We start from the raw sequence: 14,049 nt of genomic DNA on the forward strand, positions 1-14,049 counted from the left end.
TCGCGCCGTCCGCCGGGTGTGCGGTTTCATACGCGACACGCCGGTCGCGGCGTATGAGAATGCACAACCGCGGACGTCCCCCGGCAGCTAGCTCCGCTTGGCCAGCTCGCGCAGCACCCGATCGGTGGTCGGCCAATCCATGCACTTGTCGGTGACCGACTGTCCGTAGGTCAGCGGCTGGGCGTCGCAGGACTGAGCACCCCCGACCAGGAAGCTCTCCAGCATCACGCCACTGATCGGCGCTCCGTCGCGGACCAGCTGTGCGACCTCCTCGGCGACAGTGGCCTGACGGACGTGGTCCTTACCGGAGTTGGCGTGGCTGCAGTCGATCACCACCCGGCCGGGCAGGCCCGCCGCGGTGAGCTTGGCCGCCGTCGCGTGCACCGACTCCGCGTCGTAGTTCGGGCCCCCGGTCCCGCCGCGCAGAATCACGTGGCAGTCCTCGTTGCCCGCGGTGCTCACCAGCGCGCCGCGGCCAGTATCGTCCATACCGAAGAAGACGTGTTGGGCCGCAGCGGCTTTCACGCCGTCGACCGCGACCTGGATGTTGCCGTCGGTGCCGTTCTTGAAGCCGACGGGCATCGACAGCCCCGAGGCCAGCTGCCGGTGCACCTGCGATTCGGTGGTGCGGGCGCCGATCGCGCCCCACGCGACCGCATCGGCGATGTACTGCGGGCTGGTGGGCTCGAGGAACTCGCATCCCACCGGAAGGCCGATGTCGATGATGTCCAGCAGCAGTTGACGAGCGATGCGCAACCCGCGGGCCACGTCGAAGGTGCCGTCCATCCCCGGATCGTTGATCAGCCCCTTCCATCCGATCGTCGTGCGCGGCTTCTCGAAGTACACCCGCATCACGATCTTGAGCTGATCGCTGAGTTCACCGGCCACCTTGGCCAGTCGGCTGGCGTAGTCCAGCGCCGCGACGGGATCGTGCACCGAGCACGGACCCACGACCACCAGCAGGCGGTCATCGCGGCCGGCCACGATGTCGGCGATCTCGTCGCGGTCGCGCGCCACCCGCTCCGCGCGCCGGGCACCCAGGGGGAACTCGGTGAGCACGTCGTGTGGGCTGGGGATCTCGCTGAAGCTGCGGACGCGCCGGTCAGACGTGGCGGGCGGGAGGACGGTCTGGGCCGGGTTCATCTGGTTGAGTGCCTTTCTTGCCTGGGCACCTGGGTGATTGTCCGGCGCCCTCTTAATGACGAAAGGCAGCGACCTGGTGGTCACTGCCTGGGCTCCGGGCGGACGCGTGCTTAGTGCTGCGCTTTATCGGCTCCACCCGGAGCCTTGATAAAGCGCCAATAGCTGGCACGCACACCGCTGGTCACGGGCCACAGGTTATACCGACGTCACAGACGCCGCCAAATCGGCCCCGGGGACTGCCCGCACCGAGCGAACTCCTCCTGACCCGCTTCGCCGTACATGCATTTACGCTCCAGTAAATATCTAACTTGCATGTTCAATTTGCTCTGTATTCGAGCATCAGACAGCTATATCCACTCTGCCAGGGATTATCGTCAAATGCCAAACTTGGAACATCTTGATATCTGCTTGCTGAACGCTATCATTAGCAAATGCTTGGTCACCGAGGGTCAGGCATCTCACAGGAGGGCAGGGAGGAACATGGCTAAGAAGAACATGGCGGTGAAGGCGCTCGCAGCGGGGCTGATGGCCGGGGGGATGTTGGTCGGCGGACCTGCAGGCATGGCGTTTGCCGACGGCGGTCTCGGGGGCCTCCTCAGCTCAGTGGTCGACGGCGCGAACGGCGCGGTGCAAAACGTCGTCGACCAGAACAACAAAGGCCTGCAGGGCGTGACGGCGATCAACAACGAGGGCCTGCAGAACGTCACGGACCTCAACAACAAAGGCCTGCAAAACGGTGTCGCCTCGTTGAACGACGCCCTTCAGGCGACGGTGCCCGCCACCCAGTCGACGTTGTCGGCCGCCAACGGGCTGGTGAAGTTCGCGGTTCATGGACTGCTTCGGGGCGGCAACTAGATTCGGACCGATCACAGCGAATACACCCCCGGTTCCCGGTTGGACCGGGGGTGCTTCGTTTCGACAGCTGCGCCGGCAGTCGGCTCTTGACAACCCCGGCGCGTCGGCCCAACGCTGGCGTAGATGGCTTCGAGAAATTCGAGCGCGTTCGACTACATCATCGTCGGGGCCGGATCGGCGGGCTGCGTCCTGGCCAACCGGCTGACCGAAGACCCCAGGATCGACGTCTTGCTCGTCGAAGCCGGCGGCAGAGACCGGAGCCCGATGATCCGAATTCCCAAGGGAGTCGGGAAGATTCTCGGCAACCCGAAGCTCACCTGGCACTTCCCGGTCCGCCCCGTCGGACCGTCCAAGGTCGTCGAACAATGGGTGCGCGGCAAGACCCTCGGCGGATCCAGTTCGGTCAACGGAATGGTCTACAACCGTGGCAGCGCGGCCGACTACGACGCGATGGCGGCGCTGGGTAACCCGGGTTGGGGCTGGAGCCACCTGCTTCCCGCCTTCCGTGCCATCGAGGGCCACGAGTTGAGACCGGATCCGACGCGGGGCTCGCACGGGCCGCTGACGATCTCGGTCGACACCGACCGCCCCAGCATCTGCGACGACGTCATCGCCGCCGGTGAACACCTGGGCTGGTCGCCCACCGACGACGTCAACGCCGGCGACGATGAACGCATCGGCCCTGCGCCCCGAACCATCAAGCGCGGCAAGCGGGTCAGCGCTGCGCATGCGTTCCTTCACCCGGTCACCCACCGCGCGAACCTCACCGTCGCCACCGATACCAGCGTCAACCGGGTGCTCGTTGAGAACGACAAGGCAATCGGGATCGAAACGACCTCGCGCGGCGCCACGGTCGACCACACGGCCCGGCGTGAGGTGATCCTGTCCGCGGGCAGCATCTGCACCCCGAAACTGCTGCAGCTGTCCGGCATCGGGGACCGGTCGCTGCTGCGCCGCCTGGGCATCGACACCGTCGCGGACAGCCCCAACGTCGGCCGACGCCTGCGCGAACACCGCTGCCTCGTCATCCAGTTCCGGCTCAACCGGGATATCGGGTACAACCGGCTGCTGAGCACGCCGCTGCGCCAGGCCGCGACCACCGCAAGGTATTTGGCGACGAGGCGGGGCCCCCTCGCCGGCGCGGCTTTCGACGTCATCGGGTTCTTCAAGACAGCACCCGAACTCGACCGGCCGGACGCCCAGATCCTCATGGCGCCGTTCTCGCTGGCGCCGTACGAACAGGGTGAAGCGGCGGCCGTCGAGCGCGCTCCGGGCGTCCAGGCCATCGGCTACGTCCTGCGCCCCGACAGCGAAGGCTCGGTGGCGATCACATCGTCCGCCCCGGAGGCACCGCTGGACATCGACGCCGGCTTCCTGACCACCGCGCAGGACCGGGCGAAGAGCGTCGCGCTGTTTCACACGATGCGCCGGTTGTTCAGCCAGCCGCCGATCGCGCGATCACTCGCCGCCGAGACCCGCCCGGGTGCGCAAGTCGTTACGGACCAGGCGATCATCGATGCCGGACTCGACGAGGGCTACTGCGGGTACCACGCCGTCGGCACGTGCGCCATGGGCCCCAACGACACTGACGTCGTGGATTCGTCGCTGCGCGTCCGCGGCGTCGACAATCTGCGGGTGATGGATGCCTCGGTCATGCCGACGATGGTGTCGGGCAACCTCAACGGTCCGGTGATGGCGATGGCTTGGCGGGCAGCCGATCTCATCCTCGCCGAGGCTTCGCTCAGGTGACCCGCGTCCAGGGTTGACAGTTGCGCGATTCGAACGCCTTGACCGTCGAGTTGATGTTCGCGTACATCGGGCCCATGGAGATGTTGGTCGCGACGACGTTGTCCTTGTTCGCGTCGGGCGTGCTGTAGGTGAACCACACGCACATCGAATCCTGTGTCGGTATGTCGTTGATCCAGACGCCGAACGCCGACGCCGTTCCGTCCGAATGGTAGAGGCCCGGCGCGATGTCGGGCCCGACCAGAAAGAAGCCGTTTCCCGGGATGGGATCCAGTGGCGCGGCCGCCGCCGGCGGTGCGCTCACGATCGCGGCCGCCGAGACCATCAGCACGGCCGCCGCCTGAGACCAACCCGTCGAGGGCATCGTTTCAACGTATGCCCTCGACGGCTTCGGTGGTGCAGAATTCACACCGAGTGAGGTGATCGCGATGGACGAACCCGTGCTGGTACACGACCGCGACGAGCGCGGGGTCGTCACCCTCACCCTGAACCGCCCGCAGTCCTTCAATGCACTCTCGGAGGGCGTGCTCGCGGCGCTCGACGAGGCGTTCGAGAAGCTCGCGACCGACGAGCCGGTTCGGGTCGTGGTGCTCGCGGCGTCGGGCAAGGCCTTCTGCGCGGGCCACGACCTCAAGGAGATGCGGGCGCAGCCGTCACTCGAGTACTACCAGCGACTGTTCGCGCAGTGTTCGGCCGTGATGATGGCGATCCAGCGCCTGCCCGTACCGGTGATCGCGCGGGTGCAGGGCATCGCGACGGCGGCGGGCTGCCAGCTTGTCGCGATGTGCGACCTGGCGATCGCCAGCAGCGACGCCCGGTTTGGGGTCAACGGCGTCAACGTGGGGTTGTTCTGTTCGACGCCGGCCGTGGCGCTGGCCCGAAATGTGCCGCGCAAGGCGGCCTTCGAGATGCTCGTCACCGGCGACTTCATCTCCGCCGAGGACGCACACGCCATGGGCCTCGTCAACGGTGTCGTTCCTACAGCAGCACTCGACGACGAGGTCGAGAGGCTGGTGGCCCGTATCATCGCCAAACCGCGCGTCGCAATCGCGTTGGGCAAGGCCATGTTCTACCGCCAACTCGAGCAGGACATGGCGTCTGCCTACGAGGACGCCGGCGCGACGATGGCCTGCAACATGATGGATGCGAGCGCCCTCGAGGGCGTGCAGGCCTTCATCGACAAGCGCCCGCCGGAGTGGTGAAAACCCTCAGTTCGGCGGACTTTCCCTTCAGAGGGTGCACTCCCCGGTCGACGAGTCCGGGCGGTCGCTGAGCCAAGGCATCGACGGTCTGCTCGGTGAGAAGGATCGCGTCGCCGGTGGTCTTGGTGAGCTGTTCGACGCGGGCCGCGACGTTGACGGTGTCACCGATCAGCGTGAACTCCAATTTGCCTGCCGCGCCGATGGTTCCGGCGATCACCGGGCCGGTGTTGATCCCGATGCCGATGCGTAGCTCCCCTGCGAATCGCTCAGCGACCCGTTGCTGGATGAACACGGCTGCGTTCAGCGCGGCATCGGCGTGACCGGTCAGGTCATTGGGCGCGCCGAAGACGGCGAGAGCACCGTCACCGAGGAACTTGTTGATGTGCCCACCGGCTTCCACCACGACGGGCACCACGATCTCGAACAGCGTGTTGAGTCGGGTGACCGTGTCCTCGGCGGTGTTGGCCTCAGCGTACGGGGTGAAGTCGCGCACGTCGATGAACATCACGGTCACCTCGCGGCGTTCCCCGGTGAAGACATCATCACCCTGCTCCAGCAGCCGAGCCGCCAGAGCGGGGTCGACGTAGGTTCCGAATGCCACCTGAAGGCGTTGGCGCTCAACCAATCCCGCCTGCATTCGGTTGAACGAGGCCGTCAACGTGCCGAGATCATCGTCGTGGACGACCGGCAGGCGTTGGCTGTAGTCGCCGGCCGCAACCCGTTCGGTCCCTTCGGTGAGATCGCGGATGGGTCGCACGGACGGTGCGAAGTTCATGCCGAGCGTGTACGGCACGCCGAAGACCAGTGTCAGCGCACATCCGATGGCGACGAAGAGGACCGGATTTGCGGGCGCGTTGCCAAACACTGCCGCGAGCATCGCGCCGTAGACGGCGAACGAAAACGTGCCCGCGAGGACCATGACGTTCGACCAAGCGGCGAAAGTCGGACGCGAACGAGGAAGGTCGTCGCCGATCCCCGTGTCACCGGCGATCGCGACCCTGGCCGGCCTGATCGCCGCTTCCGCGAAACCGTGTGCGGCGGTCAACGCGAAGGACGTCCCCGCGAAGGCGCCAAGGACGGCGTACCCGATCAGCCGGTCCGTCGGTGCGCCCGCGACCGCGCCGACGATGACCGACAGCAGGCCCACAGCGATGCAGTTGCTGACCACCATTCGGGGCACCGCGGCGCGGGTCCAGGTATAGGTAGCGCGGAGCGCCTTCGCCCGATCGGTCTCGGAGCCGGCCGCCCACCGCTCCACACACCGACTCGACCCCACGCCGGGCAGCGTGTTGAGGTACCCCAGCACCGGCACGGCGACAATGCCGATCGCCACCGCCTCGACGATGGCCGTCGCGCCCTCGACCCCGACTATGAGCAACGACCAGGTGAGATAGACCGGCACGCTCAACACGACCACGGTGACGTAGCTCGCCCAGGAGTATCTCGCCGCAAACCGATCCCATACCCACTGCCAGACCCGGTCCATGCCAGTACAAAACACCCCCGGCCGCGACGACCGGGGGTGTTTTGCCGAACTACGAACTAGTGCATGTGACCGTGGCCATGCCCGTGGCCGTCGTCCTCCGGCTCCTCCGGCTTGTCCACGACCGCGGTCTCGGTGGTCAGCAGCATGCGGGCCACCGACGCCGCGTTCATCAGCGCCGAGCGGGTCACCTTGACCGGGTCGACGATGCCGTCGGCCGCGAGGTCGCCGTAGGTCAGCGTCGCGGCGTTGAAGCCCTGTCCCTCAGGCAGTTCCAGAACCTTGCTCACCACGACCGAACCGTCCAGCCCGGCGTTGGTGGCGATCCAATGCAGCGGCGCCGACAACGCCGAGGCGAATAGCTCGACGCCGAGCCGCTCGTCGCCCTCGAGGCTGTCCCGCAGCTTGTCGGTGGCCGCCCGGGCGCGCACCAGCGCCGCACCGCCGCCGGCGATGATGCCTTCCTCGACGGCCGCCTTGGCCGCCGCGATCGCATCCTCGACGCTTTCCTTGCGCTCCTTGAGCGCCGTCTCGGTGGCCGCACCGACCTTGATCACCGCGACGCCGCCGGCCAGCTTGGCCAGCCGCTCCTCGAGCTTCTCACGGTCCCAATCGGAGTCGCTGGCCTCGATCTCGGCGCGCAACTGCTGGGCGCGCCCCTCGATGGCCTCCTTGGTGCCGCCGCCGTCGACGATGACCGTGCTGTCCTTGTCGACGACGACGCGCCGCGCGGTGCCCAGCAGCTCGAGGCCCACCTCGCGCAGCACCAGGCCGACGTCGGGGTTGACCACCTGCCCGCCGGTGACGATCGCCAGGTCCTCGAGGAACGCCTTGCGGCGGTCGCCGAAGAACGGCGCCTTGACCGCCACGGCCTTCAGCGTCTTGCGGATGGAGTTGACCACCAGCGTCGAGAGCGCTTCGCCCTCAACGTCTTCAGCGATGATCAGCAGCGGCTTGCCTGCCTCGGCCACCTTCTCCAGCAGCGGCAGCAGGTCGGGCAGCGAGCTGATCTTCTCGCGGTGCAGCAGCACCACCGCGTCTTCGAGGACCGCCTGCTGCGCGTCGAAGTCGGTGATGAAGTATGCCGAGATGAAGCCCTTGTCGAAGCCGATGCCCTCGGTGATCTCGAGTTCGGTGTCCAGCGTCGAGGACTCCTCGACGGTGACGACGCCGTCGTGGCCCACCTTGGTCATCGCCTCGGCGACCATCTCCCCGATCTCTTCGTCGCGCGACGAGACGGTGGCGACCTGGGCAATGCCCTGCTTGTCGGTCACCGGCGTCGCCGAAGCCAGCAGCGCCTCGGACACCGCGTCCGCGGCCTTGGAGATGCCGGCGCCGAGCACCATCGGGTTGGCGCCCGCGGCGACGTTGCGCAGCCCGCCCTTGACCAGTGCCTGCGCCAGCACGGTCGCGGTGGTGGTGCCGTCGCCGGTGACGTCGTTGGTCTTGGTGGCCACCGACTTCAACAGCTGGGCGCCGAGGTTCTCGAACGGATCCTCGAGGTCGATCTCGCGGGCGATCGTCACGCCGTCGTTGGTGACCTGCGGCCCGCCGAACGCCTTGGCGAGCACCACGTGCCTGCCCCGGGGCCCCAGCGTCACGCGCACCGCGTCGGCGAGCTTGTCTACGCCCGCTTCCAATGCGCGACGTGCGGTTTCGTCGTACTCAATCAGCTTGCTCATGGATGTCTTTCCCTAGTTACGCATGCCGCCCCGGAGATCACCCGTACAGACGGGGATTTCCGGGGCGGAACACGGGTGCTTACTTGTTGACGACGGCCAGCACGTCGCGGGCCGACAGGATCAGGTACTCCTCGCCGTTGTACTTGATCTCGGTGCCGCCGTACTTGCTGTAGATGACGGTGTCGCCCTCGGCAACGTCCAGGGGGATGCGCTTCTCGCCCTCGTCGTCCCAGCGGCCGGGGCCAACTGCGACGACGGTGCCTTCCTGCGGCTTCTCCTTGGCGGTGTCGGGGATGACCAGACCGGAAGCGGTCGTGGTCTCGGCCTCGTTGGCCTGAACGAGGATCTTGTCCTCGAGTGGCTTGATGTTCACGCTCGCCACGATGGAGCCCTCCAGTGGTTCGGGTAGTAGATCCGGGGCCAGGCCCCGGATCTAGAGATTCCAGTGTTACCAGGTGTTCGGCATAGCGTCCGTGCCCAAGCGCCGTCGTCGCGGGTGCCGGCACGTGGGTTGGCCGCCTGCCACCTAGCACTCTATACATGAGAGTGCTAGCACTCAAGGCCACCCTACTGCCTAATTGTCGAAGGCCGCCGGGTCGATGCTCAGATGAGCCGACACATCGCCCACCATCTGGACCTCGACCCTGCGTTCGGTGAAGTGCCAGCCGGAATCGTCGCAGGTGAAACGGTCGAAATAACGCCCGACCACGATCGGCTGCAGCGGGACCGTCTCGGTGTCCTGCACGACGCAGAACGTCGAACGTGCCTGGGCGGTGTCGCCGTCCACCTCCACGATCGGGTTGAGCACCAGGTGCCGGGTCCGCGGGGTGTTGCCGTGCTCCGGATAACGACGGGTGGTCGACGCGAACAGCTTGGTGATGTTCTCCGCCCCGGCCACGCCCTGCGGGCCGGACCCGCCGAAGGTCGCCCGCGTGAGCAGCTGCCCGACCCCATCGAAGTCCCCGGCGTCGATCAGCTCGGCATAGCGGTACAGCAGCTCGGTGACGGCCAGCTTGTCCGCCGCGTCGCCGCCGCTCACGCGACCTGCCCCTGCACCACCGGCAGGCCCGGGTCGCTGGCGACATCCAGCGGCGACGGCGTCGCACCCGCGGCGATCAGGTGGGCCGCGAACGACGCGATCATCGCGCCGTTGTCCGTGCACAGCCGCGGCCGCGGGATGCGTAACGTCAGCCCGGCGGCCGCGCAGCGCTCCTCGGCCAGCTCGCGCAACCGCGAATTGGCCGCCACCCCACCGGCGATCAGCAGCGTCTTGACCCCGAGGTCGGTGGCGGCGCGGACGGCCTTGAGGGTCAGCACGTCGGCGACGGCCTCCTGGAAACCCGCCGCCACGTCGGCCCGCGCGGCGTCGGGGTGGCTCTCGACGTAGCGGGCCACCGCGGTCTTGAGCCCGGAGAAACTGAAGCCGTACGGGTCGTCGCGCGGGCCGGTCATGCCGCGGGGGAAGACGATCGCGTCGCGGTCACCGGTGCGGGCCAGGTCATCGAGCACCTTGCCGCCCGGATAGCCGAGGCCGAGCAGCCGCGCCACCTTGTCGTAGGCCTCCCCGGCCGCGTCATCGACCGTGCTGCCGAGTTCGATGATCGGCTCGCCCAGCGACCGCACGTGCAGCAGGTTGGTGTGCCCGCCCGAGACCAGCAGCCCCACGCACTCCGGCAGCGGGCCGTGGTCGTAGACGTCGGCGGCCAGATGCCCACCCAGATGGTTGACCGCGTAGAACGGCACCTGCCAGGCCGCCGAATAAGCCTTGGCCGCAGCGACTCCCACCAGCAACGCCCCCGCCAGCCCGGGGCCGATGGTGGCCGCGACGACGTCGGGTTTGGTGACGCCCGCCGCCTGCAGCGCGCGCCGCATCGTCGGGCCGAGCGCCTCCAGATGGGCCCGCGAGGCGATCTCGGGGACGACGCCGCCGAACCGGGCGTGTTCGTCGACGCTGGAGGCCACCTCGTCGGCGAGCAACGTCACGGTGCCGTCGGCATCGAGTTGAGCGATGCCGACGCCGGTTTCGTCGCAGGAACTTTCGATGGCCAGGATGACGGTCATGATGGATCTCGTCTCATCGTATAGGCGTCGGCGCCGCTGACACGGTAGTAGCGCTTGCGCACCCCCACGATGACGAACCCCAAGCTCTCGTACAGCTTGATGGCCGCCGCGTTGTCCGTACGGACTTCGAGGAAGACCGTTGCTCCCGAGGCGATCTCGAGCAACCTCGTGACCAGCTGCCTGCCGATGCCTTGACCCTGGTATGCCGGGTCGACGCCCACGGTGTGGATCTCGTACTCGTAGGGCCGCTTTCGGCCGAGGCGCGCGATGCCGGCATAGCCGACGAGTTTGTCGTCGGCGCGTGCCGCCACGTAATGGATGTGTTTGGCGGCCAGTTCGGCCAGAAACGCTCGCGCCGGCCAGGGGTCGTCGCCCTCGAACAGCTGCGCCTCCAGCTCGGCACACCGCGCCGCGTCCAGGGGCGTCAGCTTCCCGTAATCGACGCTCATCGGGCGCCCGCAGGCGGTTTGGCGTCGGGGCGGCGCAGGTAGAGCGGGACCAGCGGCGCCGGTTCGGCCGACCAGTCCGCGACGGCCCGCACCAGCCCCGTGGGGGTCGGATACCGCGGGGGCTCGGCCAACGCCTCGGCCGCACCGGACACGTCGGCGGGAGCGTTGACGGCCGGGCCGGCCACCCGCACCCCGTCGCGGTAGCGCGCCCAGTACACCTCGCGGCGCCGGGCGTCGGTGACGACCAGCACCTCGCCGGTGGTCTCGATGCCGATGGCGTCCAGGCTGCACACGCCGTGCACCGGCACCCCAAGGGCATGGCCGAAGGCCGCCGCGGTCGCCATCCCGACCCGCAGCCCGGTGAACGGTCCCGGGCCGCAGCCCACCACGATCGCGTCCAGCTCGTCGAACGTGACCTGCGCGTCGGCCAAGGCGTCGACGACGTTGGGGGTCAGGCGCTCGGCGTGCGCGCGGGCGTCGACGGTCACCCGCTGGCCCAAAATCCGCGCCGAAATAGCATTCCGGGTTGCTGATTCGTGGTCTCGACGACCTGGAATGCTATTTCGCGGGAGCTCGACGCGCAGCACACCAGCGGTGACGGCCGGGGTCGCGGTGTCGATGGCCAGAACCAGCATGCTCACGGTGCGCTCCACTCCCACACCGCCGTTCGCGTCTCGCCCGCCGAGCCGCGTTCCAGCCGCACGTCGAGATGGCTGTCGGAGAGCCGTTCGGCCACCCCTTCACCCCACTCGACCACCACGACGGCGTCTTCGAGGTCGGTGTCGAGGTCCAGCGAGTCCAGTTCAGCGAGCAGGTCCACCGACGGCTGATCCAGCAGCCGGTACAGGTCGACGTGAATCATCGCCGGTGCTCCGGGCTTTCGCGCACGGTGCACCCTGGCGAGCACGAACGTCGGCGAGATGACCGGGCCCTCGACATCCATTGCCTGTGCGATTCCCTTGGCCAGCACCGTTTTCCCGGCGCCCAGTGGTCCCGACAACACCACCACGTCACCTGCCCGCAGCTGCGCGCCCAGCCGCGCCCCCAGCGCGACGGTGTCCTCCGCGGTGGGCAACTGCGCTGTGCCCGGCGTTCGTTCAGTCATTGCGGACCCGTTCGCGCACCCGCCGGCCGAGCGCAACCAGCTTGGACGGCGTCGCCCGCTCGACCAACCGCACCAACGCGTCGTCGATGAGGTCGGGCCGTTCGAGCTGCACCAGATGCCCCGCGCCTGGCACGATCACCAGTTCGGATTTCTGCAGCGCGTCCGCCATGTGTTCGGAGTACTCCTTCGGGGTGAGGAGGTCTCGGTCACCGCAGGCGACCAGCGCGGGAATCTTGGCCAGCGTGGCCAGCCCCGCGGTTTCGTCGTGAACCTCGAGCGCGTGCAGGAACTCCACCACCGTCGCGATCGGCGTGCCGTGCATCATCTGCTCGGAGAACGCCACGACGCTCGGGCTGATCGCCTCGTCACCGTAGGAACCCGCCCGCAGGATCGGCCCGACCACCGACTTGGCGAGGCCGCGGGTGCGGTGCACGGCTTCCGGCGCGTAGCGCACGGCGAAACGCACCGCCTCCAGCGCCGGGTTCTTCAGGATCTCACCGAGCGGCGAGCGCGGAACCCCTTCCGCGGCGGAGGAGATCAGCGCGACGCCCACAATGCGCGTCGGATACCGCTGCGGAAACTGGCGGGCGTGGGACAACACGGTCATCCCACCCATCGAATGACCGACCAGTACCACGGGCCCGCGCGGCGCCATCACCGCAAGGACGGCCTCCAGGTCTCTGCCCAGTTGGGTGACCGTGTAGTCCTCGGGCGAGGATTCCTCGGACCCGCCGTGGCCGCGCTGGTCGTAGAACACCATGCGCACCTGGTCGCCCCATTGCGCGGTGAGCCGGGCGCGCTGAAAGTGGAAGGCGCCCATGCGTAGACAGAAGCCGTGCGCGAAGACGACGGTCAGAAACGCATCTTTGGGTCCGACCTCGCGCACGGCCAGCGACACCCCGTCGGGTGTGGTCACCACGTAGCTGCGGTCGGCGTCGAGCAGGGTGAAGTCCTCGTACGCGTACGGATCGTCGGCGCTGAGCCGCCGGCGCAGTGAACGGGCGACCGAGAAACCGGCAGCCGTGCCCACCGCGCTCAGGCCCGCCGCACCGGCCAGCCAGCGAGCAGCCGCACCACTGTCATGCGGTGGCTCGATTTCGTTGTCCGTCAACGATTCTTGCCTATCTGCCGACCACCGCGATAGGTCCGGACCACACGCCCGCGCGGGCTGGTGACCACCTCGTAGTTGATGGTCCCCAGGAGATCGGCCCAATCCTGGGCGGTGGGTTCGCCCTGGGTGCCCGGCCCGAACAGTATCGCCTCGTCGCCTTCGGACACGTCGGCGTCGGGACCGAGGTCCACCACGAACTGGTCCATGCAGATCCGCCCGACATTGCGCCGCAACCGACCGTTGATCAGCACGTCGATCCGCCCACTCAGCACCCGGAAGACCCCGTCGGCATATCCGATCGGCAGCAGTCCCAGCGTAGTGTCGCGCTCAGCGATCCAGGTGTGACCGTAGGACACTCCGTCACCGGCCTTGATCGAACGAACCATCGCCACAGGGCATTTCAGTGTCATCGCCGGGCGCAGGCCCATGTCGCCGCGTTCGGGGATCGGGGTCTGCCCGTACACGGCGATCCCCGGGCGCACGATGTCGAAGGCCAAATCGGGGCGCGTCAGCGCGGCAGGCGAATTGCTCAGGTGGGCGATCTCGAACGGCACGCCCTGTTCCCGCGCGGAGCGCAGCATCTCGGTCAGACGCTCGCCCTGCTGGCTGTTGAGGGGATGATCCGGATCGTCGCCGTGCACCAGATGCGACATCAGGCCCCGCACCCGCACCGCGCCGTCGACCTGCGCGCGCTTCAACGCGGCAAGCAGCGCGGGATAGCCGCATGCACTGCTGCCGTTGCGGCTCAGCCCGGTGTCGACCTTGACGGTGACAGTCGCGGTGACGCCGGTGCGTCCGACCGCGTCGAGCACCTCGTCGAGCTGGCGCACCGATGACACCCCGATCTCGACATCGGCGCTCAGCGCAGGCGCGAAGTCGGTGCCGGGGGGATGCAGCCAGGCCAGCACGGGCGCGGTGACCCCGTCGCGCCGCAGCGCCAGCGCCTCCCCGACGGTGGCGACGCCGAGTTCGGCGGCCCCGGCGGCCAGGGCGGCCGCGGCGACCTCGGTGGCGCCATGACCGTAGCCGTCGGCCTTGACGATGGCCATCACCTGCGCGGATCCGGCACGCTCGCGCAGCAGCCGAACGTTATGGGCGATGGCGTCGAGATCCACCACCGCCTCGGCGGGCGCCACGGTGGAGGTCGTCGACTCGGTCGTGTGAATGGTCACTACGGCCGATTGTCCCAGACCGGCTCGGTGGGGCGCGAAA

Annotated in this window: 15 protein-coding genes; 3 read left to right on the top strand and 12 right to left on the bottom strand. The window is 68.0% G+C overall.

Going from position 1 to position 14,049, the window contains the following annotated elements; translation table 11 throughout:
• Positions 1-87 precede the first annotated feature (87 nt).
• Positions 88-1,143, bottom strand: coding sequence for a 3-deoxy-7-phosphoheptulonate synthase (locus G6N28_RS05060; RefSeq protein ID WP_163897640.1), 1,056 nt, complete (start codon positions 1,141-1,143; stop codon positions 88-90).
• A 480-nt stretch (positions 1,144-1,623) separates the two neighbouring features.
• On the opposite strand from G6N28_RS05060, the gene G6N28_RS05065 reads away from it, so the two are divergent.
• Both G6N28_RS05065 and G6N28_RS05070 read left to right on the top strand, forming a co-directional pair.
• Entirely contained in the window at positions 1,624-1,998 is a 375-nt protein-coding gene (locus tag G6N28_RS05065) for a hypothetical protein (protein ID WP_163897643.1), read from the top strand.
• 123 nt (positions 1,999-2,121) lie between these two features.
• Positions 2,122-3,747 carry a GMC family oxidoreductase gene (locus G6N28_RS05070; RefSeq protein WP_163897646.1) on the top strand — a complete coding sequence of 542 codons (1,626 nt, stop codon included), beginning with the start codon at positions 2,122-2,124 and terminating at the stop codon, positions 3,745-3,747.
• Here G6N28_RS05070 and G6N28_RS05075 read toward each other — a convergent pair.
• The gene (locus G6N28_RS05075; protein ID WP_163897649.1) at positions 3,740-4,108 is read right to left on the bottom strand and encodes an Rv1352/Rv1906c domain-containing protein; all 369 of its coding nucleotides are present in this window, start codon (positions 4,106-4,108) and stop codon (positions 3,740-3,742) included. The two genes, G6N28_RS05070 and G6N28_RS05075, sit on opposite strands and share 8 nt — an antisense overlap.
• Positions 4,109-4,172: 64 nt before the next feature.
• Here G6N28_RS05075 and G6N28_RS05080 point away from each other — a divergent pair, with 64 nt between their 5' ends.
• Positions 4,173-4,946, top strand: a complete 774-nt coding sequence (locus G6N28_RS05080) for an enoyl-CoA hydratase (RefSeq protein WP_163897653.1) — start codon at positions 4,173-4,175, stop codon at positions 4,944-4,946.
• Here G6N28_RS05080 and G6N28_RS05085 read toward each other — a convergent pair.
• From G6N28_RS05085 to alr, 10 genes are all read right to left on the bottom strand, one after another.
• Entirely contained in the window at positions 4,918-6,432 is a 1,515-nt protein-coding gene (locus tag G6N28_RS05085; RefSeq protein WP_163897656.1) for an adenylate/guanylate cyclase domain-containing protein, read from the bottom strand. The two genes, G6N28_RS05080 and G6N28_RS05085, sit on opposite strands and share 29 nt — an antisense overlap.
• 56 nt (positions 6,433-6,488) lie before the next feature.
• Positions 6,489-8,111, bottom strand: coding sequence for a chaperonin GroEL (gene groL, locus G6N28_RS05090; RefSeq protein ID WP_163897659.1), 1,623 nt, complete (start codon positions 8,109-8,111; stop codon positions 6,489-6,491).
• A 79-nt stretch (positions 8,112-8,190) separates the two neighbouring features.
• Positions 8,191-8,493 (bottom strand): co-chaperone GroES, encoded by a 303-nt coding sequence (gene groES / locus G6N28_RS05095; RefSeq protein WP_069416845.1) that lies wholly within the window; start codon positions 8,491-8,493, stop codon positions 8,191-8,193.
• 192 nt (positions 8,494-8,685) lie between these two features.
• On the bottom strand, positions 8,686-9,150 hold the full coding sequence (locus G6N28_RS05100) for a nuclear transport factor 2 family protein (RefSeq protein WP_163897663.1): 465 nt from the start codon (positions 9,148-9,150) through the stop codon (positions 8,686-8,688).
• A complete protein-coding gene (gene tsaD / locus G6N28_RS05105) occupies positions 9,147-10,172 on the bottom strand; it encodes a tRNA (adenosine(37)-N6)-threonylcarbamoyltransferase complex transferase subunit TsaD (RefSeq protein WP_163897666.1) in 1,026 nt (341 codons plus the stop codon). The genes G6N28_RS05100 and tsaD overlap by 4 nt, the downstream gene beginning before the upstream one ends.
• Positions 10,169-10,621, bottom strand: coding sequence for a ribosomal protein S18-alanine N-acetyltransferase (gene rimI, locus G6N28_RS05110; RefSeq protein WP_163897670.1), 453 nt, complete (start codon positions 10,619-10,621; stop codon positions 10,169-10,171). The genes tsaD and rimI overlap by 4 nt, the downstream gene beginning before the upstream one ends.
• Entirely contained in the window at positions 10,618-11,262 is a 645-nt protein-coding gene (gene tsaB / locus G6N28_RS05115) for a tRNA (adenosine(37)-N6)-threonylcarbamoyltransferase complex dimerization subunit type 1 TsaB (protein WP_163897673.1), read from the bottom strand. The genes rimI and tsaB overlap by 4 nt, the downstream gene beginning before the upstream one ends.
• The gene (tsaE, locus tag G6N28_RS05120) at positions 11,259-11,726 is read right to left on the bottom strand and encodes a tRNA (adenosine(37)-N6)-threonylcarbamoyltransferase complex ATPase subunit type 1 TsaE (protein ID WP_163897676.1); all 468 of its coding nucleotides are present in this window, start codon (positions 11,724-11,726) and stop codon (positions 11,259-11,261) included. Before tsaE ends, tsaB begins: the two co-directional genes overlap by 4 nt.
• Positions 11,719-12,837 (bottom strand): alpha/beta fold hydrolase, encoded by a 1,119-nt coding sequence (locus G6N28_RS05125; protein WP_235674469.1) that lies wholly within the window; start codon positions 12,835-12,837, stop codon positions 11,719-11,721. The genes tsaE and G6N28_RS05125 overlap by 8 nt, the downstream gene beginning before the upstream one ends.
• Positions 12,834-14,003: an alanine racemase gene (alr, locus tag G6N28_RS05130; protein ID WP_163905844.1), complete on the bottom strand. Its 1,170-nt coding sequence runs from the start codon at positions 14,001-14,003 to the stop codon at positions 12,834-12,836. The genes G6N28_RS05125 and alr overlap by 4 nt, the downstream gene beginning before the upstream one ends.
• Positions 14,004-14,049: the final 46 nt, after the last annotated feature.

Origin of the sequence: Mycolicibacterium pulveris (assembly GCF_010725725.1) — a bacterium.
GTDB classification, from domain to species: Bacteria; Actinomycetota; Actinomycetes; order Mycobacteriales; family Mycobacteriaceae; genus Mycobacterium; species Mycobacterium pulveris.

Bases quoted from the DNA above. Each gene is read 5' to 3' on its own strand.
- G6N28_RS05060 (WP_163897640.1), bottom strand. From the start codon at position 1,143: ATGAACCCGGCCCAGACCGTCCTCCCGCCCGCCACGTCTGACCGGCGC.
- G6N28_RS05065 (WP_163897643.1), top strand. From the start codon at position 1,624: ATGGCTAAGAAGAACATGGCGGTGAAGGCGCTCGCAGCGGGGCTGATG.
- G6N28_RS05070 (WP_163897646.1), top strand. From the start codon at position 2,122: ATGGCTTCGAGAAATTCGAGCGCGTTCGACTACATCATCGTCGGGGCC.
- G6N28_RS05075 (WP_163897649.1), bottom strand. From the start codon at position 4,108: ATGCCCTCGACGGGTTGGTCTCAGGCGGCGGCCGTGCTGATGGTCTCG.
- G6N28_RS05080 (WP_163897653.1), top strand. From the start codon at position 4,173: ATGGACGAACCCGTGCTGGTACACGACCGCGACGAGCGCGGGGTCGTC.
- G6N28_RS05085 (WP_163897656.1), bottom strand. From the start codon at position 6,432: ATGGACCGGGTCTGGCAGTGGGTATGGGATCGGTTTGCGGCGAGATAC.
- groL (WP_163897659.1), bottom strand. From the start codon at position 8,111: ATGAGCAAGCTGATTGAGTACGACGAAACCGCACGTCGCGCATTGGAA.
- tsaD (WP_163897666.1), bottom strand. From the start codon at position 10,172: ATGACCGTCATCCTGGCCATCGAAAGTTCCTGCGACGAAACCGGCGTC.
- rimI (WP_163897670.1), bottom strand. From the start codon at position 10,621: ATGAGCGTCGATTACGGGAAGCTGACGCCCCTGGACGCGGCGCGGTGT.
- tsaE (WP_163897676.1), bottom strand. From the start codon at position 11,726: ATGACTGAACGAACGCCGGGCACAGCGCAGTTGCCCACCGCGGAGGAC.